Annotated in this window: 26 protein-coding genes and 1 tRNA gene; 13 read left to right on the forward strand and 14 right to left on the reverse strand. The window is 59.1% G+C overall.

The genetic code is table 11. The features are described from left to right. Nucleotides 1-233: 233 nt before the first annotated feature. Nucleotides 234-425: a CsbD family protein gene (locus GF108_RS04800; RefSeq protein ID WP_027231102.1), complete on the forward strand. Its 192-nt coding sequence runs from the start codon at nucleotides 234-236 to the stop codon at nucleotides 423-425. A 147-nt stretch (nucleotides 426-572) separates the two neighbouring features. After that, nucleotides 573-815, forward strand: coding sequence for a DUF768 domain-containing protein (locus GF108_RS04805; RefSeq protein ID WP_027231103.1), 243 nt, complete (start codon nucleotides 573-575; stop codon nucleotides 813-815). 8 nt (nucleotides 816-823) lie between these two features. Here the strand turns inward: GF108_RS04805 and GF108_RS04810 are convergent, their stop codons facing one another. The 4 genes from GF108_RS04810 to GF108_RS04825 form a co-directional block, all read right to left on the reverse strand. Continuing rightward, a complete protein-coding gene (locus GF108_RS04810; RefSeq protein WP_153667053.1) occupies nucleotides 824-4063 on the reverse strand; it encodes an error-prone DNA polymerase in 3240 nt (1079 codons plus the stop codon). After that, the gene (locus tag GF108_RS04815) at nucleotides 4060-5502 is read right to left on the reverse strand and encodes a DNA polymerase Y family protein (RefSeq protein ID WP_370462100.1); all 1443 of its coding nucleotides are present in this window, start codon (nucleotides 5500-5502) and stop codon (nucleotides 4060-4062) included. Before GF108_RS04815 ends, GF108_RS04810 begins: the two co-directional genes overlap by 4 nt. Nucleotides 5503-5515: 13 nt before the next feature. After that, complete coding sequence (locus tag GF108_RS04820; RefSeq protein ID WP_153667054.1) at nucleotides 5516-6304, reverse strand: ImuA family protein; 789 nt, start codon at nucleotides 6302-6304, stop codon at nucleotides 5516-5518. Nucleotides 6305-6389: 85 nt separating this feature from the next. Beyond that, nucleotides 6390-6818, reverse strand: coding sequence for an Lrp/AsnC family transcriptional regulator (locus tag GF108_RS04825; protein WP_091920958.1), 429 nt, complete (start codon nucleotides 6816-6818; stop codon nucleotides 6390-6392). Nucleotides 6819-6941: 123 nt separating this feature from the next. On the opposite strand from GF108_RS04825, the gene GF108_RS04830 reads away from it, so the two are divergent. Continuing rightward, nucleotides 6942-8045: a saccharopine dehydrogenase family protein gene (locus tag GF108_RS04830; protein WP_153667055.1), complete on the forward strand. Its 1104-nt coding sequence runs from the start codon at nucleotides 6942-6944 to the stop codon at nucleotides 8043-8045. A gap of 173 nt (nucleotides 8046-8218) precedes the next feature. Here the strand turns inward: GF108_RS04830 and GF108_RS04835 are convergent, their stop codons facing one another. The 3 genes from GF108_RS04835 to GF108_RS04845 all read right to left on the reverse strand — a co-directional run bounded on the left by GF108_RS04835 (nucleotide 8219) and on the right by GF108_RS04845 (nucleotide 10941). Further along, a complete protein-coding gene (locus tag GF108_RS04835) occupies nucleotides 8219-9469 on the reverse strand; it encodes an aminopeptidase (RefSeq protein WP_153667056.1) in 1251 nt (416 codons plus the stop codon). A gap of 123 nt (nucleotides 9470-9592) precedes the next feature. After that, nucleotides 9593-10438: an SDR family oxidoreductase gene (locus GF108_RS04840; RefSeq protein ID WP_153667057.1), complete on the reverse strand. Its 846-nt coding sequence runs from the start codon at nucleotides 10436-10438 to the stop codon at nucleotides 9593-9595. A gap of 74 nt (nucleotides 10439-10512) precedes the next feature. After that, nucleotides 10513-10941 (reverse strand): hypothetical protein, encoded by a 429-nt coding sequence (locus GF108_RS04845; protein WP_153667058.1) that lies wholly within the window; start codon nucleotides 10939-10941, stop codon nucleotides 10513-10515. Nucleotides 10942-11202: 261 nt separating this feature from the next. On the opposite strand from GF108_RS04845, the gene GF108_RS04850 reads away from it, so the two are divergent. Beyond that, nucleotides 11203-11490, forward strand: coding sequence for a DUF6074 family protein (locus GF108_RS04850; RefSeq protein ID WP_246663836.1), 288 nt, complete (start codon nucleotides 11203-11205; stop codon nucleotides 11488-11490). A 62-nt stretch (nucleotides 11491-11552) separates the two neighbouring features. On the opposite strand, the gene GF108_RS04855 is transcribed toward GF108_RS04850, so the two are convergent. The 3 genes from GF108_RS04855 to GF108_RS04865 all read right to left on the reverse strand — a co-directional run bounded on the left by GF108_RS04855 (nucleotide 11553) and on the right by GF108_RS04865 (nucleotide 13321). Beyond that, nucleotides 11553-11864 (reverse strand): PepSY domain-containing protein, encoded by a 312-nt coding sequence (locus tag GF108_RS04855; RefSeq protein ID WP_091920968.1) that lies wholly within the window; start codon nucleotides 11862-11864, stop codon nucleotides 11553-11555. Between the two features lie 211 nt (nucleotides 11865-12075). Then, on the reverse strand, nucleotides 12076-12492 hold the full coding sequence (locus GF108_RS04860) for an HD domain-containing protein (protein ID WP_153667060.1): 417 nt from the start codon (nucleotides 12490-12492) through the stop codon (nucleotides 12076-12078). 124 nt (nucleotides 12493-12616) lie between these two features. Then, a complete protein-coding gene (locus GF108_RS04865; RefSeq protein WP_153667061.1) occupies nucleotides 12617-13321 on the reverse strand; it encodes a DUF899 family protein in 705 nt (234 codons plus the stop codon). Between the two features lie 585 nt (nucleotides 13322-13906). On the opposite strand from GF108_RS04865, the gene GF108_RS04870 reads away from it, so the two are divergent. Then, nucleotides 13907-14458 carry a GNAT family N-acetyltransferase gene (locus GF108_RS04870; RefSeq protein ID WP_370462101.1) on the forward strand — a complete coding sequence of 184 codons (552 nt, stop codon included), beginning with the start codon at nucleotides 13907-13909 and terminating at the stop codon, nucleotides 14456-14458. A 25-nt stretch (nucleotides 14459-14483) separates the two neighbouring features. Here GF108_RS04870 and GF108_RS04875 read toward each other — a convergent pair whose 3' ends face one another. From GF108_RS04875 to GF108_RS04890, 4 genes are all read right to left on the reverse strand, one after another. Beyond that, nucleotides 14484-15041 (reverse strand): methylated-DNA--[protein]-cysteine S-methyltransferase, encoded by a 558-nt coding sequence (locus GF108_RS04875; RefSeq protein WP_153667063.1) that lies wholly within the window; start codon nucleotides 15039-15041, stop codon nucleotides 14484-14486. Between the two features lie 135 nt (nucleotides 15042-15176). After that, nucleotides 15177-16091 (reverse strand): hypothetical protein, encoded by a 915-nt coding sequence (locus tag GF108_RS04880; protein ID WP_153667064.1) that lies wholly within the window; start codon nucleotides 16089-16091, stop codon nucleotides 15177-15179. 261 nt (nucleotides 16092-16352) lie between these two features. Next, entirely contained in the window at nucleotides 16353-17444 is a 1092-nt protein-coding gene (locus GF108_RS04885; protein WP_153667065.1) for a PHB depolymerase family esterase, read from the reverse strand. A gap of 118 nt (nucleotides 17445-17562) precedes the next feature. Beyond that, nucleotides 17563-17652 (reverse strand) — tRNA-Ser (locus tag GF108_RS04890). A 348-nt stretch (nucleotides 17653-18000) separates the two neighbouring features. Here GF108_RS04890 and rplU point away from each other — a divergent pair. The 8 genes from rplU (at nucleotide 18001) to rsfS (ending at nucleotide 24316) form a co-directional block, all read left to right on the forward strand. Then, a complete protein-coding gene (rplU, locus tag GF108_RS04895; RefSeq protein ID WP_027231118.1) occupies nucleotides 18001-18486 on the forward strand; it encodes a 50S ribosomal protein L21 in 486 nt (161 codons plus the stop codon). 23 nt (nucleotides 18487-18509) lie between these two features. Beyond that, complete coding sequence (gene rpmA, locus GF108_RS04900; protein ID WP_091920980.1) at nucleotides 18510-18782, forward strand: 50S ribosomal protein L27; 273 nt, start codon at nucleotides 18510-18512, stop codon at nucleotides 18780-18782. Between the two features lie 120 nt (nucleotides 18783-18902). Next, nucleotides 18903-19523 carry a GNAT family N-acetyltransferase gene (locus GF108_RS04905; RefSeq protein ID WP_027231120.1) on the forward strand — a complete coding sequence of 207 codons (621 nt, stop codon included), beginning with the start codon at nucleotides 18903-18905 and terminating at the stop codon, nucleotides 19521-19523. Between the two features lie 89 nt (nucleotides 19524-19612). Next, nucleotides 19613-20647, forward strand: a complete 1035-nt coding sequence (gene obgE, locus GF108_RS04910) for a GTPase ObgE (protein ID WP_027231121.1) — start codon at nucleotides 19613-19615, stop codon at nucleotides 20645-20647. 30 nt (nucleotides 20648-20677) lie between these two features. Next, a complete protein-coding gene (proB, locus tag GF108_RS04915; RefSeq protein ID WP_153667066.1) occupies nucleotides 20678-21844 on the forward strand; it encodes a glutamate 5-kinase in 1167 nt (388 codons plus the stop codon). A gap of 3 nt (nucleotides 21845-21847) precedes the next feature. Beyond that, complete coding sequence (locus GF108_RS04920) at nucleotides 21848-23131, forward strand: glutamate-5-semialdehyde dehydrogenase (protein WP_153667067.1); 1284 nt, start codon at nucleotides 21848-21850, stop codon at nucleotides 23129-23131. 56 nt (nucleotides 23132-23187) lie between these two features. Next, nucleotides 23188-23790, forward strand: coding sequence for a nicotinate-nucleotide adenylyltransferase (locus GF108_RS04925; RefSeq protein WP_153667342.1), 603 nt, complete (start codon nucleotides 23188-23190; stop codon nucleotides 23788-23790). Between the two features lie 142 nt (nucleotides 23791-23932). After that, nucleotides 23933-24316 carry a ribosome silencing factor gene (rsfS, locus tag GF108_RS04930; protein ID WP_027231125.1) on the forward strand — a complete coding sequence of 128 codons (384 nt, stop codon included), beginning with the start codon at nucleotides 23933-23935 and terminating at the stop codon, nucleotides 24314-24316. The last annotated feature ends 77 nt before the right edge of the window (nucleotides 24317-24393 follow it).

The raw sequence follows: 24393 nt of genomic DNA on the forward strand, positions 1-24393 counted from the left end.
ACGTCACCGGAAGATTTCAGGCTTGGAACCAAGACAAGGCTGACACGTTTCGAGGTTGCTGGCCAACCCCAGCCAGTAGCGTAAGGACCCGGTGCCTGTTCCCCCGTGGGCGCCGGGTCACATTCTTTTGGAATATTGTCGAATGTTTTCAATGAATTGAATATCTCACTCGCGGAACCTTTATAAGGTCCCGTCGTTTCAATGGGGTAAATGCAAATTTCAAGGAGCACATGATGGGTAGCACCAGCGATAAAGTTTCGGGCACGGCCAACAAGGCTGCAGGCAATCTTAAGCAGGCTGCAGGCAAGGTGTCAGGATCACGCAAGATGGAAGCCGAAGGCAAGGCCCAGGAGCTTAAGGGCGATGCTCAGGTAGCCAAGGGCAAGGCCAAGGACGCGGTCAAAAAGGTTGTCGACAAAGCTTGATGTATTCATCGCTTTTGTGATTTTGGCCGGCTCGTTGAAGCCGGCCAAATGCTTTCATGGGCCCATCATCGCACTGGATATATGGCGGATAAGGGCATATTTTGAAGGCAAGCCAGACCGTGTTGGGAAGAGGTAAAGGAGAATTGGATGAGCCAGAGAGCGATCGATTTTGTCAATGACTGGATCTCGACCAACGTGGATGCAAGCAAGCCGGCGGACATGGCGCATCATGACCGGCGGCCCAAACAGCTGGCAGAAAAATGTGCGGCGGATGCAGAAGCTGCGGGCATTTCGTTTGCAGAAATAAAGGATGGCCTGGGCGATCTTGAGATCTGCATGATTACCGCCATTGATCGCGCGGCCCTCGCCAAGGAAAGCAAGCAGGCCTAAGCGATCGACTAATGAAAATCCCGCGATTTCGGCAAGATGCGCACATTGCGCGGATGACGGCCCCGCGATTCTTCTGAAACAGGGTGGGCGACTTCATCGCTATGCGAGACCGGCAGCGTTGCGAGTTGTTCGGATAGAAGGTAAAGCGCGTTGGTTCTGTCGGTAAGCCTCGTTGCCACGACATGGACGACGTTTTCGGCGCTCTGAACAGTGCCCTCGATAAGGATCAGCCGGGCGCCCATCACTTCACGGCGGTACTTCTCCAACATCTTCTTCCACACGACAATATTGGCGATGCCCGTCTCATCCTCGATGGTCATGAAGACGACACCTTTGGCGCTTCCCGGCCGCTGCCGGACTGTGACGACACCCGCAACCTTGACGCGGCGATTATTGCCGAAATTGTTGGCTTGCCTGCAGGTCAGTACGTTCTCGCGAGCAAACATCTCGCGAAGAAACTGCATTGGGTGGCCCTTCAGGGAAAGCCGCGTCGATTCGTAATCCGCAACGACATGTTCGGACAGTTTCATTGAAGGCAGCCTGGTCTCTGCTTCCTCCGGGAGTTCATTGCTGTCGGCCGCCTGAAAAAGCGGCAAAGTCTCGTCGTTCGGCAGGCGCCGCACCGCCCAAAGCGCCTCGCGTCGGGCAATGCCGAGCGAACGGAACGCATCGGCATCGGCAAGGAGGACATAGGCTCTTCTCTCGAGCCGCGTCAGGCGACGAAACTCTTCGATGTTCGTATAGGCCGAGCGGCGTTTGGCCACGATGATATTTGCCCAATCCTTGGAAAAACCACCGATCTGGCGCAATCCCAAGCGCGTGGCGAGGCCGTTCTCCGTCTTTTCCAGCGTATTGTCCCAGCTGCTGTAATTGATGTCGGCAGCCCGGATTTCCACACCGTGCTCGCGGGCATCGCGCACGATCTGCGCCGGCGCGTAAAAGCCCATGGGCTGCGAATTCAAAAGCGCAGCAGCAAAGGCTGCCGGATGATAGCATTTGATCCAGGAGGAAATGTAGACAAGGATGGCAAAGCTTGCAGCATGGCTTTCGGGAAAGCCGTATTCGCCAAATCCCTTGATCTGATTGAAGCAATTTTCGGCAAAGCTGCGCTCATAGCCGCGGCGGACCATGCCATCCACCATCTTCTGCTCCATCTGGTTGATCGTGCCCACACGGCGGAAGGTCGCCATAGCACGGCGCAACTGATTGGCTTCGTCGGGCGTGAACTTTGCAGCTTCGATGGCTATGCGCATCGCCTGCTCCTGAAAGAGTGGCACGCCGAGGGTCTTTTCCAGAACGTTGCGCAATTCGTCCTTGTCGCCATGCTCGGGCGAAGGGGCGGGATAGAAGACAGGCTCGATCCCGTTGCGGCGGCGAAGATAGGGATGCACCATGTCACCCTGGATCGGGCCTGGACGGACAATGGCGACCTCGATAACCAGATCGTAGAATTTTCTGGGCTTCAGGCGTGGCAGCATGTTCATCTGAGCCCGGCTTTCCACCTGGAACACGCCAAGGGAATCGGCATTGCAGAGCATGTCGTAGACCTTCTCGTCCTCCTTGGGGACGGTTGCCAGTTCGAACCGATCGCCGCCATGAAGATGGATTAGGTCGAACGCCTTGCGGATGCAGGTCAGCATGCCGAGCGAAAGCACATCGACCTTCATGATGTTGAGCGCGTCGATATCGTCCTTGTCCCATTCGATGAAAGACCGCTCGGCCATGGCGGCGGGACCGATCGGCACCGTCTCGTCGAGCCGCTCCTGCGTCAGCACGAAGCCGCCGACATGCTGCGAGAGGTGGCGGGGAAAGCCGATGAGTTCGGTGGCAAGCCGGACCGCGCGGCGGATCATCACATTGTCAGGATCGAGACCAGCCTGCCGCACCTCCTGCTTTTCAACGGCCGAACCCCAACTGCCCCAGACCGTATTGGCAAGCGCTGCGGTGACGTCCTCAGTCAGTCCCAGAGCCTTGCCGACATCGCGAATGGCACTGCGCGGGCGATAGCTGATGACGGTGGCGACGATGGCGGCGCGATGGCGCCCGTAACGCTCATAGACCCACTGCATCACCTCTTCACGCCGCTCGTGCTCAAAGTCTACATCTATATCGGGCGGTTCCTTGCGCTCGGCCGAAAGGAATCGCTCGAACAGGAGGTTGATCTTGACGGGATCGACCGCGGTAATGCCGAGGCAATAGCAAACCGCCGAATTTGCCGAAGAGCCGCGTCCCTGACACAGGATCTTCTGCGATCGGGCGAAGGTGACGATGTCGTAGACGGTCAGGAAATAGGGCGCGTAATTGAGCTGGCCAATGAGGGCGAGTTCCTTTTCAAGGAGTTCGCTTACCTTGCCGGGAACACCTTCCGGATAGCGCTTTGCCGCACCCTTCCAGGTCTCGTCGATGAGATGCTGCTGGGGCGTCTTGCCTGGCGGCACAGGTTCGTCCGGATAGTTGTATTTCAACTCATCGAGAGAGAAGCGGATAGGCTCGATGAAGCGACGGGTTTCAGGCAGGGCGCCAGGAAAATGCCGGAAAAGCCGCTGCATCTCCTGCGGCGATTTCATATGCCGCTCGGCGTTCCTTTCGAGCCGCCTGCCCGCCTCATCGATCGTCACATGCTCGCGGATGCAGGTCAGGACATCCTGCAGCGGGCGACGCGAGGGCGTGTGATAAAGGACATTGTTGACTGCCAGAAGGGGAATATCCGCCTTGGCTGCCATGCGGGCCAGCCTTTCACCATAGCGCCTGTCCGCGCCTTGATGCGGCATGGCAAGGCCAAGCCAGACTGAACCTGGAGCCGCCAGCGCAAGTATCTTGAGGAACGGTGTTAAGTCCCTGCTGCCGCGGGCCGGCATGACGATGATCTGGAAGTCCCTCGCCCGAAACTGAAAATCCTCGAAACGGAGATGGCATTCGCCCTTTATCTTCGCTCGATCCTTGCCCTCGCTCAAAAGCCGGCAAAGCTGGCCATAGGCCGGGCGATCGCGGGGATAGACCAGCAAATCCGGCGTATCGTCGATGAAAACCAGTCTGCATCCAATAAAAAGCTTGAGATTGATTCCCGCAGCCTTCTGCAAATCCCTGTGCGCAGAATAGGCGCGGACGACCCCGGCAAGCGTATTGCGGTCGGCAATGCCAAGGCCATCAAGGCCGAGAATGGCGGCGGCCTTGACCAGTTCCTCCGGCTGCGACGCGCCTTCCAGAAAGGAGAAATTGCTGGTGACGGCAAGCTCGGCATAATTCATGCGAAAAGTCCATGCAGATACCAGCGCGGGTTAGGAGTCCCGCGTTCGAGCAAGCCTTCCCTGAAGACCCAGAAGCGTTTGCCGGAACTATCCTCCAGCCGGTAATAGTCCCTTGTCAGCGCACCGGAATGTTCCCGCCACCATTCCGGCGCGATGCGTTCCGGGCCTTCGGCGAGGACGACATTGTGCCTGACGCGGCGCCAGATGAATTGCGCGGGCGGCGAATCTGGAACCTCGAAGGTCGCCTCGATGCGTTCAGGCGGCTGGAAGAGCCTGACCGGCCGCTCCGGCGGATCGCCTTGAGGTTGCGCCGTCCATTCGCCATTGCTCTCGCGCTTGGTCTTCGATGCGGGCTCGAGAGCGACCGTTCGCTCCGGAATATGGGTGTCGACAGGGGTTGGCCGCAGGACGCGGCTATTGCCGAGGCGGATGGAAAGCCGGTCGATCAACCTTTCCACCTCTTCGGTTTCCTGCTCGCGGTCATCGAGACTTTTCTGCTGATGCCGGGTACGGTCCGTGCGCAGGGCACCGAGGCGGATCATGTCAAAGCCGAAGCCGGCATCGAGCGGCTCGGCAAGTGTAGACAAGCGCTCCTTCATCAGGCGCATCAGGGTTTTCGTATCGGTCAAGGGTCTTCCTCCCTCGATCCGCAGCCGGCGCACATTGCCGTCAGTGCGGAAAAAACTCGCCTCGATTTCCCGCGCGCCCTCGACGCGCTGCCCCAGGCGGATGAACAGCTCGTCTGCCAGCTGAACGAGCACAAGCTCGACAGCTTCCATCGCAATCAACGGCTCGGCCATGCGCCTTTCGACCATGCAGACGGGTACTATGCGGCGCGGCGAAATAGGCTTCATCTGCCGGCCAAACAGCGCATCGAGACCCGCAACCACACCATTGCCGAAGCGGGCAGTCAGGGCTGCACGCGGCAGAACATCTAGATCACCGATTGTGCGCAAGCCGGCACGCCTAAGACCGGCCAGATGTGCGTCTTCGAGATCGAGGCTGACAAGAGGAAGGGCATAGAGCCGCCGGCTCTGGTCTGGGGGCTCAACGATGCCGCCCGCAGAATGCCGGGCGAGCGCGCTTGCCGCTGCCGCATTGCTGGCAAAGGCCGTCTTCACGATCATGCCATGCCGTTGCAATTGCCGGTGAACGTCCTCAAGCAATGTGGGTTCATCGCCGAAAAGGTGGATGCATCCGGTCATGTCGAGAATAAGCCCATGCGGCATATCGAGTGCAACCAGCGGCGTATAGCGATCGCACCAGTCGGCAAGCTTTTCCAAAAGCTCGCCATCCTTGCGCGGCGAGGCGAAGGCGATGTCGAGCTTGTCGAATTGCGCGCGGGCATCGGTCAGTGCCATGCCCTTGTAAAGGCCGGCCTTGGCTGCTTGTTCGTCTACAGCCGTCAGCCTTAAGGCATTGGCAATCTTGTCCACCACGATCAGATGCTGGTCAGTAAGAGCGCGTGCCGGACTTTCGCGTTTGAGGCGGTCGGTAGGCAGGTGCGGGAACCACATTGCCAGAAAGCGGTTCGATCTGTCGGAACACATGGTCTTCACTCTCCCATTGCAGGATCCAATGGCCGGTCACGCCCTGCCGGTTGCGAATGAGCGTCGCATCGAACACCGGATGGCCGGGGGCATTTGCTCCGCTCGATTGCGATGCGGCGGAACGGATAAGCCAGCGCGTAGTCGCGGCATTTTCGGCGGGCTGAGCGCCGAGCCGCAGGAGAAAGGCAGGCACATTCGTCTGCTGGGCCGAAAGCAGCAATTTGCGCGAGGCCGTAAGGTCGAGACACTTCGGATTGCTCCAGGGCGCGATAATCACCGCACCTGTTCCGCGAATGCCAAGACTATCCGCAGCCGCCTTCAACACATCCTGCGGCGTGGCACAGCGCACGATGACGAGGCGTTGCGGGTCGAGACCGATGTGCCTGAGGCCGGGCGCATAGGGAAACCCATGTTCCTGGGCTGCAAAATCCTCTTCAAGCCACAAGATGAGGCTTTGGTCGGAGGCAGCGCGCAGGGCAAGAGCGATGACGAAGCCTGTTGCCGCACCAGCGTCGCCGGCCTCATAGGCAAAGACTTCATGGACGGCGCCCCGCTCGATTCCATGGCGGAACACACGGTCGAGCGTTTCGATGCCGAAGGCAAAGGCAGAGCGCTTGGCGGCAGGCGAAATGCCTGCGCTCAAAGACGCAATATCACGCCGCAACGCCGTAAGATCGACGGTTGTCGCCACCTACTCAACCCCTAAATGTTCACGATATGTTCTATTATGGAATCCAATGACGGTGAGAGTCAAGCAGTTGCCTGAGTTTACGTTCTCAACGATCGATGCGCGTCGAAAGAATAATCGACGACATGGTGCGCTCAACGCCCTCAAGCGCACCGATCTCGTCAAGCAGACGGTCGAGCTCCTGGATCGAAGGTGCTTCGACGATGACGATCATGTCGAATTGTCCGCTGACCGAATGCAGCGTTCTCACCCAGGCAATCTTTTTGAGGGCCGCCTCCACCTTGACGGCAAGCTTTGGCAAGGCGGTGACGAGCACATGCGCCTTGACGAGATTCTGCTCATACTCCGGCGAAAGCTGCACGCCATAGCCACGGATCATTCCGCGCTTTTCCAGTCGCTCGATGCGGCTTTGCACTGTCGTGCGCGAAACGCCGAGCTTGCGGGCGAGATCGGCGGTAGAAGCCCTTGCATTCTCACGCAGAAGGGAGAGCAGGGCATGATCGGCGTCTGTCAGCATATTAACTAATCCACTCGTCGAAATACTAAAAAATAGCATGTCATATCGTCAGTTTACATACTTCATTCCGCCGAACAAGCCTGCGACATTCGCGCGAGATTATTTTGTCCATTGGGGAATCATATGAAAAATATCGTTGTCGTAGGTGCAGGCAAAATCGGCGGAACAATCGCCAATCTCCTTGCCAATACCGGGGATTACAGCGTCACCGTCGTTGACCGCTCGCAAGCCCAGCTCGATGGGCTCGACGTATCGGCGAACGTTGCAACGAAATGCATCGAAATCGATGAAGCCGGCGCGCTTGAAGGGGTTCTTGCAGGAAAATTCGCTGTTTTGAGCGCTGCGCCGTTCCACCTTACCACGCGCATTGCCGAGGCAGCTGCCAAGTCCGGCGTCCATTATCTCGACCTTACCGAAGACGTCGCCAGCACCCGCATTGTCAGGCAACTTTCGGCAACTGCAAAGACTGCTTTCATCCCGCAGTGCGGTCTTGCACCAGGCTTCATCTCGATCGTGGCCAACGACCTCGCCAAGCGTTTCGACTCGCTTGAAAGCGTGCGCATGCGCGTCGGCGCATTGCCGCAATATCCGTCCAACGCGCTCAACTACAATCTGACCTGGAGCACCGACGGCGTCATCAACGAATATTGCGAGCCTTGCGAAGCCATTGTCGATGGCGAGTTGATCGAAGTTCCGGCGCTCGAAGAGCGCGAGGAGTTTTCCCTCGACGGCGTCACCTACGAGGCGTTCAATACCTCGGGCGGTCTCGGCACACTGTGCGAATCGCTACTCGGCAAGGTGCGCACCCTCAACTATCGCACCATCCGCTATCCCGGCCATGCGGCCATCATGAAGGCGCTGTTGAACGATCTCGGCCTGCGCGATCGCCGTGATGTGCTGAAGGACATTCTCGAGAATGCGCTGCCGTCCACCCTACAGGACGTCGTCGTCATCTTCGTCACCGTCAGCGGCCGCAAGAAGGGCCGTCTCCTGCAGGAAACCTATGCCAACAAGGTCTATAGCAACCATATCGGCGCGCAGCTTTACAGCGGCATCCAGATAACCACGGCATCGGCCATCTGCGCCGTGCTCGACATGCTGGCCAAGGGCGAACTGCCGCAGCAGGGCTTCATCCGGCAGGAAGACATCGCGCTCGACACTTTCCTCGCCAACCGCTTCGGCAAGGCTTACGCCCAGGCCGAATCGGCAGGCCGTCTCGTCGCTTAAATACCCTTGGCGCTAGAAATGCGAAAAGAGGAGTTGGCCCGGCCAGCTCCTCTTTTTTGTGTAAAGGCGGGACTCACTGATCGCCGCATCGAATTTACTCTCGCGCGTTCGGCGGTCGATGGCCTGTAGTCAACCGCAGAATTTGCCGTCTCGCTGCCAGCGTTAAACGCTAATTAGACCCACTCGCCCTTGCGCATGACCGGCACGGCGGAGCCGTCCTTGTTGATGCCGTCGACATCGATCTCGCCCGAACCGATCATCCAGTCGATATGGATGAGGCTCTTGTTTCCGCCCCGCGCCGCGACTTCATCCGGCGTCAGCTTGTCGCCATTGATAAAGCACTTCGAATAGCACTGGCCGAGCGCGATGTGGCTGGCGGCGTTTTCATCGAACAGCGTGTTGAAGAACAGGAGGCCCGAGGCCGAGATCGGTGACGAATTCGGCACGAGAGCGACTTCGCCGAGGCGCCGCGCGCCTTCGTCCGTGCCGAGCACCTTGTTGAACACTTCTTCGCCGCGCGTTGCCTTCGCCTCGATGATCTTGCCGCCTTCGAAGCGAACCTTGATATTCTCTATCAATGTTCCCTGATGCGAGAGCGGCTTGGTACTCGATACGTGACCATCGACGCGCAGGGCATGCGGGGTTGTAAACACTTCTTCGGTCGGGATGTTGGGGTTGCAGGTGATGCCGTTCTTGGCAACCGATGCGCCGCCATGCCACTCGTGCTCATCGGCGAGCCCGACGGTCAGATCGGTGCCCGGACCCTTGAAGTGCAATGCGGAAAAGGCATGGGCGTTGAGCCACGCCGTGCGCCGGTCCAGGGCGGCGTTGTGATCGCGCCAGGCACTGACCGGATCCTCGACATCGACACGCGATGCGGCGAAAATCGCATCCGCGAGCATCGCGACCGCAACGTCCGGATCCTGATCCGGGAAGACCTGCCTGGCCCAGGAGGGGTTGGGATAGGAAACAATATTCCAGTTGATGTCGAACCCGGCAATCTTTTCCAGCGCCGGCTGATAGGCGCGCGATTGCGCTCGATTAGCGCGGGCGACCTTCTCCGGATCTTCGGCGGAAAGCAGCATGGGGTTATCGCCGGCCACGGCGAGACGCGCGGTATTTTCTGAGAACGCCTTGGCCATGCCTTCATAGAGCCAGCCTGCAGAGCGGTCGAAGCTGCCGTCCGGCGCGTTGCGATAGCGCATCAGCGTCGTTTCTTCGTCGTTGTAAAGCGCCGTCACGAGGCCGGCACCGGCCTTATAGGCATGTTCGGTGATGCGGCGCACGAGCGGCACCGCCGCAAGCGGCGCGGTGATCAAAAGATCCTGCCCCGGCTGCAGCTGCAGGCCGATCTTGACGGAAACTTCCGCCAGACGGTCAAGCTTGACGGGATCGACGGATGGGATTTTGGGGGACGAGGTCATTGGAAATCCATGCTGGTCAAAACGATGCTCCAGCATAGAACCGGACCAACGGCCGCATCAAGGCAATGATCCGAATTAAGTTCGGTCCGCATGGAGCCGGCTGGGATCGCGCGGTTGCACTGATCAGTCAGCCCCCTTCAGGAATGCGGCGAACTTGTCCTGATAGTCCGGATGCCAGCGCGAAAGCGGCGGGCGGTTCTCGATCATGTCGTGGGCGGCCCAGAATATGCGCTTTTCATCCAAGGCTCGGGTCACGTCGTTATCGGGACAAAGAATATAGAAATCGCCGGCGGACACGCGCTCGAGCATGAAATCGACGGTCTGTTCGGCTGTCCATGCGCCCGCTGGTTTCTCTGTACGACCGCCTGCGGCGAGCGGCGTATAAACGAATCCCGGAATGAAAAGATGTGCCGTTACGTGACAATCCTTCGTGTTGCGTAACTCGTGCTGCAGAGCCTCGGTGAAGGTTTTGACGCCGGATTTGGAGACATTGTAGGCCGGATCGCCGGGCGGGGTGGTGATCCCCTGCTTGGACCCCGTATTGATGATAAGCCCGGGCTTCTGCCGCTTTATCATCGATGGACCGAAAACCTGGCTGCCGCGGATGATGCCAAAGAGATTGACGGCGATGATACTGTCCCAGTTTTTCGCTTCGAAGACGCTGCTGCCGGGCTGGATGCCGGCATTGTTCATCAGAACATCGGCCCCGCCGAATTTGGCGTCGACCGCCTCTCTCAGGTGCTCGAGCTCTGGCACATTGGTAACATCCGTCGCGACGGCCAAGACATTCTCACTGCCGGCCTCGGTCGCCAACGTGGCGCGGGCCGTCTCGAGCTTTTCCCCGGCAAGGTCAGCAATTGCGACTTTGAGACCCATCCTGGCGAAGCGCATGGCCGCCGCAAACCCTATGCCCGATGCGCCTCCCGTGATGACTGCAACGTTGGATGGTAAAAAAGCCGGATGCGCCATGTCTTTTCCCTCCACATTGATCGTGTCGAAGCCTGAATCTAGCAGACGCCGGACACGGAAGTAAAACCCTTCGGTCAGCCGAAGTTCGGCACGCGCATATAGTGCGCGAGGGGGCCTATCTGATCCTGCGAATCATAGCCATGGGTCTGTTGCGCTGCCCCCAGTGCCTTTTGCCGGAGCGCTTCGACAATCTCTTTCTCGGTGCTTTCGCCCATGCACAGCGCCTGCAGGAGGACAATCCTCGCTGTATCGGCAATGCCGGAGCGATCTTCATTGAGGGCGATATCGAGAATAACCCTGCTGAAGTCGATACGCTCCAGCGAGAGGGACGTTATGTAACGTTCGCGATGCGCGTTCTCTGCGTCGATGAGTGCATAGAGCTTTTCACGAAGGTCGGCACCGACGTTTTCATACTGCGTTGCCAGATCCGGCGCGGCGGCGGCAAGTTTCTGCTTTTGCCGCTCGCGGTGCCGCCGCTGTCTCTCCGCATTGCTAAGTGCCATGTCTCACTGTCTGCGCCGTAACGAAAACGAATCACTTGTCCCTCACTTGATAGGCCCGCATGCCATGACGGGCAACATTTCGAGGCCGTTACGCACAGACTGTTCCCGCTGCTATTGCCCCACAGGACGTTACGTAACCAGTCCAACAGAGATCGGAGAGGGGCCCAAAGGCCTGCGGAAACAAATTGTTAGGACAATTTCCCCTATCGTCAGGCGAATCGATTGCCAACCGCGCCTGCGGGAACCGGGAAGAATATGAGCATGTTTGAAGCCGAAGCCACCACGCCGTGCCGGGTCATCGCATTTCCGCTTACGCGGAGGGCGGCGAAGATTCGCGAAGTGGCGGCAAGGATCGCCGAAAAGGTCTCGGACCGGCAGGCCGGTGCCTATCGAAACCAGGTGGCAGAAACGCTCTTCAGACATCTCAGCAAAATCGGCATCGCCGAGGAGGAGCAGGACGAACAGGTCGGCGCCTTCTTCACGGCCGTTGAACGCGAGCTTGCGCGCCTATCTTATTTTGACGATGCCAACGGCGAAACGGCCTATTGATTCTTCGACAAGCAAAAGCCCGCCAATTCCGATGGCGGGCTTTTAATTTTCATTGTTTAACATTACCTAACGGCAACAACGTCGCCTGTGCGACGGTCGATATCGACACGGATATCGTCACCGCGGCGGTCTATGCCTTCCACGACGAAGCGCGACCCTCTGCGCCTTACATCGTCCACGTCGCGAACACCTTCGCTTCGCGCAATCCGGACCGCATCACGTTCGGAAATTTCCCGCGAACGATAGGCCGGTTCCCTCTGTGGCTCAGCCAGTCGGACGCCATCGGGACCAATTACGATAGATTGCGCAAATGCCTGTGGCGCGGACGTTAGCGCGACCAAGGCGGTCGCTCCAATGATCAACAGTTTTCTCATAACTCTTCCCTCATAGTTGTTGAATGTTCCGCCCATTCAGCGAGTCAACGTTCAAGTTGCGGGGTGGTTCCTTGCATTCATGTGCGCAAACCTAACACCGCGCAAAAATCCCTCGGGCAGTATAGACGCCGGTCGGGGCGGCAAGGTGCACTGCACAAAACGGTCAGAAATATGTCCCCGACGACCGGCATGGGCTGAATAACAGAAATGCTCACTGAAGCCGGACAAGGGCCTCTTCATATTTCGCGAGCTTTTCTTCGGCTTGCGATGATCGGCGATCGTTCCTGACCTTGGCAATATTATCCTTCAAATCCATGATCTTGACCCGCCTGCCGAGATCGTTCTCGCGCGTGCGCTGCACGAAATCGAAGTAATCCTCGTTGTGGCGGCGGGTCACGGCGTCAACCGCTGCGATAATCTGTTCGGAAAAACCTTCATTGCGCAGATTGTCGAGTGTCCAGCCGGTTTTCTCGACAACGTCGTGGAGAACAGCGACGATTCGCTCGTCCTCATCGTGGAGGCCAAGCATCACCCGAAGCGGGTGCAAAATATAGGGCTCATCATTTTCAGTGCGGTGACCAGCGTGGGCACTCGCAGCAATGGATATGGCTTGCTCGAGGGATGGCATGGCAGAACTCCCGGACGTTTTGATTGAAGATCATAACTGCCCGGGAGTGAAACTGTTCCACCCCATGAAACCCCGTAATTACACTGTAAGAGAACGCATTTGAGCGATGCGTTTTTCGCCCGCTCTAGTAGTTCAACTTCGGATACCAGTCCGAACCTCGACCCTCCGGGGTGCAGTCAAGGATCGTCCAGATCGGCATCAGGTCCGGCGCGCCGCGCGGATCCTGTCCGGGATCCGCAGTAACGAAGCCCATCTCGCCACCCCAGAAATGGCGGATCATTCCGTCGCGTCGCGTGAAAACATTGAAGGCCGCGTCATCCCCGCCTTCCAGCGGCCAAGCATGATAGTCGCGGCTGAACGCACCACTGGTGTCGGAATAGAGCTTCAAAGCCTGCCAGCCGCGCTCCTTTTTGAAGGCAACGAGGCGTTGGATGGGCGAGCGAGCGACGACCGCCAGCGCAACGCGCTGTTCGACATCGCGAGCTTCGCCGTCCCAGGCACTCAGCAGCGAGGTGCACATGGGGCAAGGACGTTCACGCTCCGGTCCGAACATGTAATTGTAGACAACAAGCGTCTGCTTGCCACTGAACAAATCGGCAAAGCTGACGGGTCCGTCCTCGCTGTCAAATCGATAGTCCTTTGCCACCTCACCGCCCGGCGGCAAGGCCCGCCGCTGTTCGGCGACGCGTTCGATATGGCGCCTCAGTTCAATCTCCTCCGCCAGAAGGGCATCGCGTGCCTGCCGGTAGGCGGCGCTCTCGTTGGGATAGCGTACGCCATTAAGGCTGGCGAGTTCGGCTGCGGGAGTAAGCGAATGGGATATGCTCATGGCTCGATCCTCTGAAGTTGGCGCCTTGCGCGTGCATTGCGGCAGTTCTGGCATGGGAAGCCATTCCACCGTGCTGAAGTCCGCCCAATAAGGTTGATATCAACATATTGCGCAAATGGCAAACTTTGAACGCCGGTATGTGTTCCGGGCGGGAGGGGGGTGAAGGGGGACGGGAGTGAGGGCGGCGAGCGTGACGGCAGGGACGGGGCGGGGGTGGACGCCTAAGAGGGCGTTATGGTCTCGCGGGGACCGCGCGGCGATGTGACCGCCTCGTTGGTGAGAGCGTATCTATAGGCATCACTCACCCTCATCTACCCACCCCGCCGTCATCCTCGGGCCCTTTCCCGAGGATCCATGCCTGCGTGGATGAGTTCTCCAGCCATCAGCTGTTACAAGGGTAGATCCTCGGGACAAGGGCCCGGGGATGACGACGGCAAGGATGGCGCGTGGGGCACGGTGAGGCGAAGGCGGGAATGCGCCTAAAGAGGGCCCCGGGGATGACGGACGGGAAGGGCGCGGCTGAGGAAAAGCAGGGTATAACGGCAAGCCCCACGACGCCGGAAAGCCGAAATTGATGCTGTTTCGATTTTCGCAGGCCGTGATAACTTCTCTTCCAGGAGAAAACGGATGGATGCAGACATAACGATCAGGCGGGCGCGGGACATTTCCGACTTCGAAGTCGCAAGGGAGTTCGTCAGCGCGCTCGGAGCATGGGATACAGATATCAATTCCGGCGCCGGCATGCCGTTCCACGACGTCGTCGCGGCTTATTTCGGCGCTTCACCGCAGGACCTCATGGCGAAATTTTCAGAAGACGGCGCCGATTTCTTCATTGCCCATATCGGCGGTGAAGCCGTCGGTTGCGTGGGCTGTACCGATGAAGGCGACGGCATCGGAGAAGTTCACAAACTATATGTAAAGCCGCAGCTGCGTGGCAAACGCGTCGGGCTCGCGCTTATGACGACCGTGATGAAAGCCATGCGGGAACAGGGCGCGACCACAGCGCGACTTGTGACTGCCACCTACATGAACGAGGCAATTGCCCTTTATCGCGGTCTCGGCTTTGAAGAGTGCGAGCCCTTCGACCCGGTGCCCGACAGGATTACCATGTTCATGCAATGCTCCCTCGTACGTTGAGCGCCGAAGCGCGCCTCGCCGGTTCCTAGAAGCCAAACGACTGCTGTGCGGCTGGTGCCGGGCCAACCTGAACGCCTTCAAGCTCAAGCATCCGCATTTTTGCAGTGGACCCGCCTGGCGCCGAAAAGCCACCGATCTTGCCACCCGCGGCAAGGACGCGATGACAGGGAATAATCAGCGCGACCGGGTTTTTCGCCATGGCGACGCCGACGTCGCGCGCAGCTTCCGGGCCGGCGCCAAGTTGCTTCGCCAATGCACCATAGGTGGTGGTATCACCCCAACCAACGCGCCGTGCCGCAGCGTAAACCGCCTTGAAGAACGGGTCCTGTTCGCCAAGATCGAGTGTCAAACTGGTAAAATCGATTTCTTCGCCGGAGAAATAGCGTTTCACCGCAGCGACTGCGGCGGCTATTTCAACCGGAGGTTTCGCTGGCGCGCCATCCGGAATGCGGCGCAACAGGTTACGCTCAGTTGCCTCGGCGGTGCGTGACGGCAGTTGAAAACGGGTAATGCCGACATCATTCCAGGCGATGCCGCAAAAGCCAGCAGGCGTATCAAAGATGTAGTATTGGTGCGTTGTCATGGCAGGCACTCTCAAGTTTCAGCCTGCATCAAGAATCGTCGCTTTGCCGTCGAGATTCAATCCGATTCCTGCAGCATGCTGACAAAACCGGATTGAATTGCCTAGCGCGGTTTGAGCGCGCCAGGCTTTGAGGCTTTACTTATAGGCCTTGTTCGTCGCGGCTAGGTTGGTTTCTTCATCTGTATCGCGATGATGGCCACCGAGAGCCGCTGCGACACTCGCAATGAATGCGCCAATCAACAGCGAGAACGCTGCCATGAAGGCTGCGGTGGCACCCGCCTTGCGGGCCTTGTCAGCGGCTTCTGCGGCCGCCTTCTTCGCTTCGTCGGCGCGTGCCAGAACAGCATCAACCCTTGCTTTGGCATCGGCTTCACTCAGTCCGGTACGAGAGGCCACAACCTGGTCCAGATAATTGCGGTCATCCGGCGGAAGTGTGCCTGTTGTCGCAGCGTTCAGCAGGATGCGCGAGACTTCTCCGGCCGCCTGACTAGCGCTGTCCGGGGAAGTCGCGTTTGCCGGCGTCGCCGGGCGCAGCAGGCTGTCGACAAAGTACGACACCGATGTATCGTTGGCCGCAGCGCCGGCCGCGGAAGCGGTAGCATTCGCGGTGCCCGAGACAACGCTGGACGCTGCCTTTACGCCGGTGCTGATGGTCGACGTGACTGCGCTGCCCAGCAAGGCTGCGACGAACAGCGTCGCCAGGGCCCATGCGATGAAGCCGTGGGCAGTATCACGAAAATATACCTCGTTGGTGTGAACGCCCGTCCATTTGGTCCTGAGACGGCCGGTCAGATAGCCACCCAGTCCCGACGACAACCACTGAATAAGGATCAGCCATATGGCCGTGGATACGGCAAAGGTCGTCAGCGAAGCACTCTGCGATGCCCAGGGCGACACGATGGTCAGCCCCAGGCCTGATCCGAGCAACGTCAGCAAAACCGACGCCGCTGCCGCCGTCACTGAGCCCGCGATAATCGGTCCCCAGCTCACGGCACTCGAACTCGACTCGACAGTCGTGTCCCTACCTGAATTTATATCGGTAAATGACATGCTTCGCTCCTATCGCATGAACAGGAAGAGAAGCAGGATGATCGGGATCGGAACTCCGAGCAGCCAAAGAAGAATACCGCGTCCCATAGAAACCTCCTTAAGGTGTCAAGCTTTGCTTTTGGCTGGCCATGATTTGCCAGCCGTATCACTAGAAGCTGTAACGTCCCTATTTGTTCCCGAGCGACTTCATTGTTGCGACCGCGGCCGTCCCGCCGGGAATGGCATTTTCCCGGCGATGGACCGAAAAGTCGGATAGGGGCCTTATCGCATTATACCCGCAGCCCGAAGCGCGTTTTCAATGACACTGCCGACAGCCTGATCGCCGCCACGAGCGTCGTTGGCACCGACTCCTTCAAGTGCAGGCGCGATTGCTTCGACTTTCTCCCGCTCGGTTTCAGTGATCAGGTTCCAGGAATCGGCGATGTGCCAGGTCGAGGAAATGCCCACATCGAGCATGAAGGGACCTGCCGCTCCATACCCGTCAATGCCGCCCGTCTTGATGGGCGTGCCATGGGCCATGCCCTTGATCGTATGGGCCTCGATGCATGCGACACCGTTCGCATCCCGCCATGTCCTGCACTGGTGTTTTTGGGTCAGCGAAGTGATGGTCGGCGCATCGCCGAGGTCGCTCAAGTGCCACCACTGGCCAATGATCGCTTCCATATTGACAGGATCGACCGTCGTATCCGCGCTTCCATGCCAAACCGATATTGCCGGCCAGGAACCCGCATGACCGGAGGCCTTGCGGACTTTCTCGGCCAATGCCCTGCTTTCCGGCAAACCATGGCCGCGCATGCGGTCAAACGCCTCAGGGATGGTGGAAGCTGTACCGAACGGCAGGCCGGCGATGATCGCGCCTGCCTTGAACAGTTCCGGATAGGTTGACAGCATTGCGGCGGCCATGGCGCCACCCGCCGACAGACCCGTTATATATGTCCGCGATCGATCGATCGGATATCGTGCCGACATTGCCACGACCATCTGACGGATCGACTCCACTTCGCCCTGTCCCCGGCCTACGTCACCCGGATTGAACCAGTTGAAGCAGAGGTTCGCGTTGTTGCCGCGCTGCTGCTCCGGAAATAGCAGCGCAAACCCGTGCGTATCAGCCAATTCGGACCATCCCGAGCCGCGATCATAGCCGGCGGCGGTTTGCGTGCAGCCGTGGAGAACCACGACCAGTGGCGAGCCTGGCTTGAAGCTTGCCGGAATATAGTGCCATGCCCGCAATTCGCCGGGGTTCTGGCCAAAATCCGCAAGTGCTTTGAGGCGCGTACTGCCCCCCGCATCAATGATGCCTGCTGGCATGCGATTTACGTTCAGGCGTCTGATCGTGTCGGCTATGTTGCGCATGAAGGCATCCTTTCCCGTCAGCGACCACAATGGCGCCGATTGCTTATAACGCAAGTGCGAAAGGAAAGTTGCTGCACTGCACAAAAATAACAGGGTGCTGGTGGTCAAGCAGAATAAATGGCGGAGAGGGAGGGATTTGAACCCCCGATGGAGTTGCCCCCATGCCGCATTTCGAGTGCGGTGCTTTCAACCACTCAGCCACCTCTCCGCGCCAGAAACCGATCGACTCGGTCCCGAAAGAAAATGGTCAGGAAATTCAACCCTGCCGGTGCCGCGATGCCCCATAGGGCTTGGCTTGAGCGTGCGGCGTGCTAGATAGCGGGCAAAGCTTCGAGATACAAGAGCAATTTTGCGTTAAATTTCTTGACTCTCCAACAAAGCGGATCTTATAAGCGCGCAACGACTGGCGTGGGGGATTCTCCGCGCCGTTTGTTTTTGAATCCGGGCGCCTAAATTCTTCGATCGAAGCGCCTTTCTATCAATCTGTCACGACTGACAAAAAGACGGTTATTGCGGCGTGCCGCAAAAAACCGAACCGAACGCCGAAAGGGAAAAAATGTTCGCAGTCATCAAGACCGGTGGTAAGCAGTATCGCGTTGCCGCCAACGACCTCGTGAAGGTCGAGAAAGTTGCTGGCGAAGCCGGCGACATCGTTGAGTTCGCAGAAGTTCTGATGGTAGGCGTCGGAGCCGACGCAACGATCGGTGCTCCCGTCGTCAACGGCGCGCTCGTCACGGCGGAAGTCGTCGAGCAGGGCCGTGCCCGCAAGGTCATTGCATTCAAGAAGCGTCGCCGCCAGAATTCCAAGCGCACGCGTGGTCATCGCCAGGAACTGACGACGATCCGCATCTCGGAAATCCTGACGGATGGTGCGAAGCCTTCCAAGAAGGCCGCTGAAAAGCCGGCCAAGAAGGTAGCCGCTCCGAAGGCAGAAGAAGCTGCCGTCGCCGCGGATGCAACCGAGACGAAAGCCGCCCCCAAGGCCAAGGCTGCGCCAAAGAAGGCTGCAACCAAGGCTGAAAAGCCCGCTACGGGCGAGTAAGAAGAGTTTAGAGGAGCAATCCGATGGCACACAAAAAAGCTGGTGGTTCGTCACGCAACGGTCGTGATTCCGAATCGAAGCGCCTTGGCGTGAAGAAGTTTGGCGGCGAGAAGGTTCTCGCCGGCAACATCCTCGTGCGTCAACGCGGCACCAAGTGGCATGCTGGCACCAATGTTGGTCTTGGCAAGGATCACACCCTGTTTGCGCTTGAAGCAGGCGTCGTTTCCTTCCGTACCAAAGCCAACGGCCGCAGCTACGTGTCGATCGTCAACCCGATCGCCGAAGCAGCAGAATAGCCGGTCCTGCTTGAAGCACCGGCGTCCCATCGGACCCGGTGAAACATGGCAACCGCCAAAAGATCAAAGGGGAGATGGGATTAAAGCCCATCTCCCTTTTCGTGTCTGGAGGACGACAAAATGGTTGCTGATTTACTGGAAGACGATGAAGAACGGCTGGACCTTATAGACTGTCCCGTGCTCGTTACGGAACGCCTGGTTTTACGGGCGCCACGTAACGAGGATGTCGACGCAATTGCCCGTCTCGCCGATAACCTTCATGTGGCCGAAATGCTTTCGCGTATGCCGCATCCCTATACGAAGGAACATGCGGTGGATTTTGTGCGCCGCGCCAATGCGGGCGAGATCGGCAAATGCGTCTACGCGATTACCCTGGGCCAATCCGGCACGTTTATCGGGTGCTGCGGCATCAATTACCGGCGCAGCAAGGATGAGTACGTTCCTTCGCGCCGGGACGAGCTGGAAATCGGGTACTGGCTGGGCGAGCCCTACTGGGGCAAAGGCTATGCCACCGAGGCTGCCCACGCGCTGGTCGATCTCGTTTTCCGCGCGACGCAGGTCGAAAAGCTGCACGCCTCGTGCCGCGTGTCGAACATTGCCTCGCGCCGGGTGATCTACAAGAGCGGATTCCAGTATGCCAACACCGGCATGATGGATTCGATCGCTGCCGGCAACGTGCCTGTCGAGCGCTACATGCTCGATCGGCGCACCTGGATCGGTTTGCGTAGCTGGACATCATGAACGAACTGGCCGTCCTGGATAGGGACGGCCAGTTTTCTTTGCGGGCATTTTACTGTAATGCCTCGCCACAACGATAAGGACTGGATTTCATGAAATTTCTCGATCAGGCGAAGGTCTATATCCGATCCGGCGACGGTGGTGCCGGCGCGGTATCGTTCCGCCGTGAAAAGTTTCTGGAGTTCGGCGGGCCGGATGGCGGCGACGGCGGTCGCGGCGGCGATGTCTGGGCCGAGGCGGTCGATGGCTTGAATACGCTCATCGACTATCGCTACCAGCAGCACTTCAAGGCAAAGACCGGCATGCATGGCATGGGGCGCAACATGACCGGCGGCAAGGGTGCCGATGTCATCCTCAAGGTGCCCGTCGGAACGCAGATCTTCGAAGACGACAATGAAACACTGATCTGCGATTTCACTGTGGTCGGCCAGCGCTATCGCCTCGCCAAGGGTGGCAATGGCGGCTTCGGCAATCTGCATTTCAAGACCTCCACAAATCAGGCGCCGCGCCGCGCCAATCCGGGCCTCGAAGGTGAGGAGCGCAATCTCTGGCTGCGTCTGAAGCTGATCGCGGACGCCGGTCTCCTCGGCAAGCCGAATGCCGGCAAGTCGACATTCCTTGCGAGCGTTACCGCAGCCAAGCCGAAAATTGCCGATTATCCGTTCACGACCCTGCATCCCAATCTTGGCGTTGCGCGCATTGATGGGCGAGAGTTCGTTATTGCCGATATTCCGGGCCTGATCGAGGGCGCGCATGAAGGCGTTGGTATCGGCGACCGTTTCCTCGGCCACGTCGAGCGCACGCGTGTGCTTCTGCATCTGGTGTCCGCTCAGGAGGAAAACGTCGCCGAGGCCTATAAGACCGTGCGTGCCGAACTCGAGGCCTATGGTCATGGCCTGGCGGAAAAGCTCGAGATCGTGGCGCTGAGCCAGGTCGATACGCTCGACGCAGCCGCGCGCAAGAAAAAGGTGGCGGCGCTGAAGAAGGTCGCCGGGCGCGAGCCCATGCTGCTCTCGGCGGTGACGCGCGAGGGCGTGGAGCAGGTGCTGCGTGCGCTGTCGGCAATCATTCTCGAATCACGTGAGGCCGACCGGCCGGTTGAAGTCGATACCCGGTTCAATTCTTGAATATTCAACGATGAGCGTTGGTTTGATCAGATGAATCATATTTCCCAGGCGCATCAGTCTTTCAGGCTCTCCGCCTATCACCGCATTGTGGTGAAGATCGGTTCGGCCCTGCTTGTCGACCGTACAGCCGGTCTCAAGCGCGATTGGCTGGAAAGCCTTGGCGCCGATGTTGCCGCGCTCGCCAAGGCCGGTGTCGAGGTGATGATCGTATCGTCAGGCGCGATTGCGCTCGGACGGACTGTCCTTGGGCTCCCGAATGGACCCCTGCGCCTCGAAGAAAGCCAGGCCGCCGCGGCTGCCGGGCAGATCGAACTTGCGAAGGCCTATGCCGAAGTGCTCAGTCATCATGCTCTGCGCGCCGGGCAAATCCTGCTGACGCTTTCCGATACGGAGGAGCGGCGTCGCTATCTCAACGCGCGCGCCACCGTAGGCACGCTTTTGCGGCTGAAGGCCATACCCGTCATCAATGAAAACGATACGGTTGCGACCACTGAAATCCGCTACGGCGACAATGATCGCCTGGCGGCTCGCGTTGCGACGATGATGGGCGCCGATCTCCTGATCCTGCTTTCCGATATAGACGGGCTCTACACCGCTCCGCCGCACCAGAATCCAGATGCGCAGTTCCTGCCCGTCGTTGATGCCATCACGCCGGATATCGAAGCAATGGCGGGGGCTGCCGCCTCGGAATATTCGCGTGGCGGCATGAAGACCAAGCTTGACGCCGGCAAGATCGCCAATGCGGCGGGTACCGCCATGATCATAACGTCGGGCACGCGCTTCAATCCGCTCGCGGCGATCGATCAGGGCGAGCGCTCCACGCTGTTCAAGGCGAGTTTGACGCCGGTCAACGCGTGGAAGACATGGATTTCAGGCAATCTCGAACCTTCGGGGCGCATCGTAATCGACGAGGGAGCGCTCGTTGCGCTGAAATCGGGCAAGTCGCTGCTTGCGGCCGGTGTTCGCGAAGTCGCCGGGCAATTCCTGCGTGGTGATACGGTTGCGGTGTTCGGGCCCGACGGGCGCGAGGCTGCGCGCGGTCTCATTGCCTATGACGCCGCCGATGCGGTGAAAATAGCCGGACGGAAGACCAATGAGATTGCCGGCATTCTCGGTTATGATGCACGTTCGGCGATGATTCATCGTGATGATCTTGTGGTGCGCGCGGCCAAGCGGGTGGCTGCGCCGAAGGAGTAGCAAATGTTGGAACGCGTCGATGCAAAGACGACAGTCGCCGATCTTATGGCCGAAATCGGCCGCAAGGCTCGCGTCGCTGCACAACCGCTTGCTATCGCCTCGCCGGACAAGAAGACGGCTGCGCTCAATGCCATGGCTGGGGCGATCGAGCGCCGGCAGGCAGAAATCCTCGAAGCCAACCGCGAGGACGTCGCCAATGGCGTAGCCGCCGGCATGAGCAGCGCGATGCTGGACCGCCTGACACTGGATGAAAAGCGCATCGCCGGTATCGCGGAAAGCATCCGCACGATCGCTGCACTGGCGGATCCTGTCGGTACGGTGATCGCCGAATGGGATCGTCCCAATGGCCTCCACATCGAGCGGGTGCGCACGCCGCTCGGCGTCATCGGCGTCATCTACGAAAGCCGGCCGAATGTGACCGCTGATGCGGGCGCGCTTTGCCTCAAGTCCGGTAATGCCGTCATCTTGCGCGGCGGCTCCGATTCGGTTCATTCCTCGCAGGCAATTCATGCTGCCCTGATGGAGGGGCTCGAAGCGGCAGGCTTGCCGCGCCATGCGATCCAACTCGTTCCCACGACCGATCGCGCCGCCGTTGGGGAAATGCTGACGGGTCTCGATGGCAATCTCGACGTGATCATACCGCGTGGCGGTAAAAGCCTGGTGGCGCGGGTACAGTCCGAAGCGCGTGTTCCCGTGTTCGCCCATCTCGAGGGCCTGTGCCATCTCTATATCGACGCCTCTGCCGACCTCGACATGGCGCGCAAGATTGTGGTCAATGCCAAGATGCGGCGCACCGGAATTTGCGGGGCGGCGGAAACGCTTCTTGTCGACCGCGCCATTGCGCCGGCTGACGTCGCTGCCTTGCTCGGTGATCTCAGCGCAGCGGGCTGCGAGGTTCGCGCCGAGGCGGACGTGGTATCGGTCTATCCCGCTGCAACGCCCGTTAGGGAAGAAGATTGGTCGACGGAATATCTCGACGCTATCATTTCGGTCCGGCTGGTCGATGGCATCGGTGGCGCCCTCGATCATATCAATCGCTATTCGTCACATCACACTGAAGCCGTCGTCGCGGAAGATCCGAAGGTGGTCGAGCGGTTCTTCAATGAGATCGATTCGGCCATCTTGCTGCACAACGCGTCGACGCAGTTTGCCGACGGCGGCGAGTTTGGCATGGGTGCGGAGATCGGCATCGCGACTGGCAAGATGCACGCGCGTGGTCCGGTCGGCGTCGAGCAATTGACGTCGTTCAAGTACCGCGTGCGCGGCAACGGCCAGACGCGCCCGTGACAGCAGGGCAGGCGCTGCAGACAAGCTTCCCCGGCGTCAGTGAAGCGCACCTGCGCATGCCCTTTGTTGAAAAAGGCATGACGGTCGGGCTTTTTGGCGGTTCTTTCAACCCGCCGCATGCCGGTCACGCGCTTGTTGCGGAAATCGCCCTGCGACGCCTCAAGCTCGATCAGCTCTGGTGGATGGTCACGCCCGGCAACCCGCTCAAGGATACAAGGCGGCTGGCGCCGCTCGCCGAGCGACTGGAGCTTTGCGAAGCCCTGCTGCACGATCCGCGCATCAAGATCACCGCGTTCGAAGCCGCCTACCATATTCGCTACACGGCAGATACGCTCGCCCTGATCAAGGCGCGCAATCCCGGCGTCAATTTCGTCTGGATCATGGGCGCGGACAACCTGGCGGATTTCCACCGCTGGCAACGCTGGCACAAGATCGCGCTGACATTTCCCATCGCCGTTATCGACAGGCCGGGATCGACGCTGGCGTTTCTGTCGTCGCGCATGGCCAAGACCTTCGACTATGCACGCATCGATGAAGCGGACGCGCCGATTCTGGCGCGCTCGAAGGCACCGGCATGGACATTCATCCATGGGCCTCGTTCGCTGCTCTCTTCCACGGCTATCCGCAACGGGACGCAGAGTGGATCGAGCAAAACGTGATCGAATGCTCCCTTCGGATGTCTTGAAAGTGTCATGCGACTCTGCCTATCTTAATAGCGTGCAGTATGTTTTGTCGGCTGCGTCGCGTTGTTCTTAAGGGAAAGGAAATACACTGAGAACAGCATTTCAGAAGAAGGATGCCTTGGCACCTTCAACGGCGGAGATGGGCGGACTGAGTTCCGTATCTCTCGCCCTTCAGTCGGTTCTTGCTAGTCTTGAAGACTCCAAGGCCGAAAACATTGTCCCCATCGACCTGAGAGGCAAGTCCGTCATCGGTGATCACATGGTCATCGCGTCGGGACGTTCGCATCGTCACGTAACGGCGGTTGCGGACCAGCTTTTGCGCGCTCTGAAAGAGAGCGGGCATGGCAATGGCGTCAAGGTCGAAGGCCTTAGCGGCGGTGATTGGGTGCTGATCGACACGGGCGATATCATCATCCATGTTTTCCGTCCCGAAGTGCGTGAGTTCTACAACATCGAAAAGATGTGGCAGGCTCCCGAGCTCGACGGAGAAACCGTTCACTGATTGACGGATCGGGGCGTCCTGGCGCAGGCCCACATGACGCCCTGGGCGGTTGATGTAATTTTGAACCGGCTAACGGC

Origin of the sequence: Phyllobacterium sp. SYP-B3895 (assembly GCF_009647635.1) — a bacterium.
GTDB classification, from domain to species: Bacteria; Pseudomonadota; Alphaproteobacteria; order Rhizobiales; family Rhizobiaceae; genus Phyllobacterium; species Phyllobacterium pellucidum.

Coding starts and splice junctions, on each gene's coding strand:
- GF108_RS04840 (WP_153667057.1), bottom strand. CDS start 10,438: ATGGCGCATCCGGCTTTTTTACCATCCAACGTTGCAGTCATCACGGGA.
- GF108_RS04830 (WP_153667055.1), top strand. CDS start 6,942: ATGAAAAATATCGTTGTCGTAGGTGCAGGCAAAATCGGCGGAACAATC.
- GF108_RS04835 (WP_153667056.1), bottom strand. CDS start 9,469: ATGACCTCGTCCCCCAAAATCCCATCCGTCGATCCCGTCAAGCTTGAC.
- GF108_RS04920 (WP_153667067.1), top strand. CDS start 21,848: ATGTTGGAACGCGTCGATGCAAAGACGACAGTCGCCGATCTTATGGCC.
- rplU (WP_027231118.1), top strand. CDS start 18,001: ATGTTCGCAGTCATCAAGACCGGTGGTAAGCAGTATCGCGTTGCCGCC.
- GF108_RS04800 (WP_027231102.1), top strand. CDS start 234: ATGGGTAGCACCAGCGATAAAGTTTCGGGCACGGCCAACAAGGCTGCA.
- GF108_RS04810 (WP_153667053.1), bottom strand. CDS start 4,063: ATGAATTATGCCGAGCTTGCCGTCACCAGCAATTTCTCCTTTCTGGAA.
- GF108_RS04855 (WP_091920968.1), bottom strand. CDS start 11,864: ATGAGAAAACTGTTGATCATTGGAGCGACCGCCTTGGTCGCGCTAACG.
- GF108_RS04875 (WP_153667063.1), bottom strand. CDS start 15,041: ATGACAACGCACCAATACTACATCTTTGATACGCCTGCTGGCTTTTGC.
- GF108_RS04850 (WP_246663836.1), top strand. CDS start 11,203: ATGTTTGAAGCCGAAGCCACCACGCCGTGCCGGGTCATCGCATTTCCG.
- GF108_RS04805 (WP_027231103.1), top strand. CDS start 573: ATGAGCCAGAGAGCGATCGATTTTGTCAATGACTGGATCTCGACCAAC.
- GF108_RS04845 (WP_153667058.1), bottom strand. CDS start 10,941: ATGGCACTTAGCAATGCGGAGAGACAGCGGCGGCACCGCGAGCGGCAA.
- GF108_RS04860 (WP_153667060.1), bottom strand. CDS start 12,492: ATGCCATCCCTCGAGCAAGCCATATCCATTGCTGCGAGTGCCCACGCT.
- proB (WP_153667066.1), top strand. CDS start 20,678: ATGAATCATATTTCCCAGGCGCATCAGTCTTTCAGGCTCTCCGCCTAT.
- GF108_RS04925 (WP_153667342.1), top strand. CDS start 23,188: ATGCCCTTTGTTGAAAAAGGCATGACGGTCGGGCTTTTTGGCGGTTCT.
- GF108_RS04905 (WP_027231120.1), top strand. CDS start 18,903: ATGGTTGCTGATTTACTGGAAGACGATGAAGAACGGCTGGACCTTATA.
- GF108_RS04825 (WP_091920958.1), bottom strand. CDS start 6,818: ATGCTGACAGACGCCGATCATGCCCTGCTCTCCCTTCTGCGTGAGAAT.
- GF108_RS04865 (WP_153667061.1), bottom strand. CDS start 13,321: ATGAGCATATCCCATTCGCTTACTCCCGCAGCCGAACTCGCCAGCCTT.
- obgE (WP_027231121.1), top strand. CDS start 19,613: ATGAAATTTCTCGATCAGGCGAAGGTCTATATCCGATCCGGCGACGGT.
- GF108_RS04885 (WP_153667065.1), bottom strand. CDS start 17,444: ATGCGCAACATAGCCGACACGATCAGACGCCTGAACGTAAATCGCATG.
- rpmA (WP_091920980.1), top strand. CDS start 18,510: ATGGCACACAAAAAAGCTGGTGGTTCGTCACGCAACGGTCGTGATTCC.
- GF108_RS04880 (WP_153667064.1), bottom strand. CDS start 16,091: ATGTCATTTACCGATATAAATTCAGGTAGGGACACGACTGTCGAGTCG.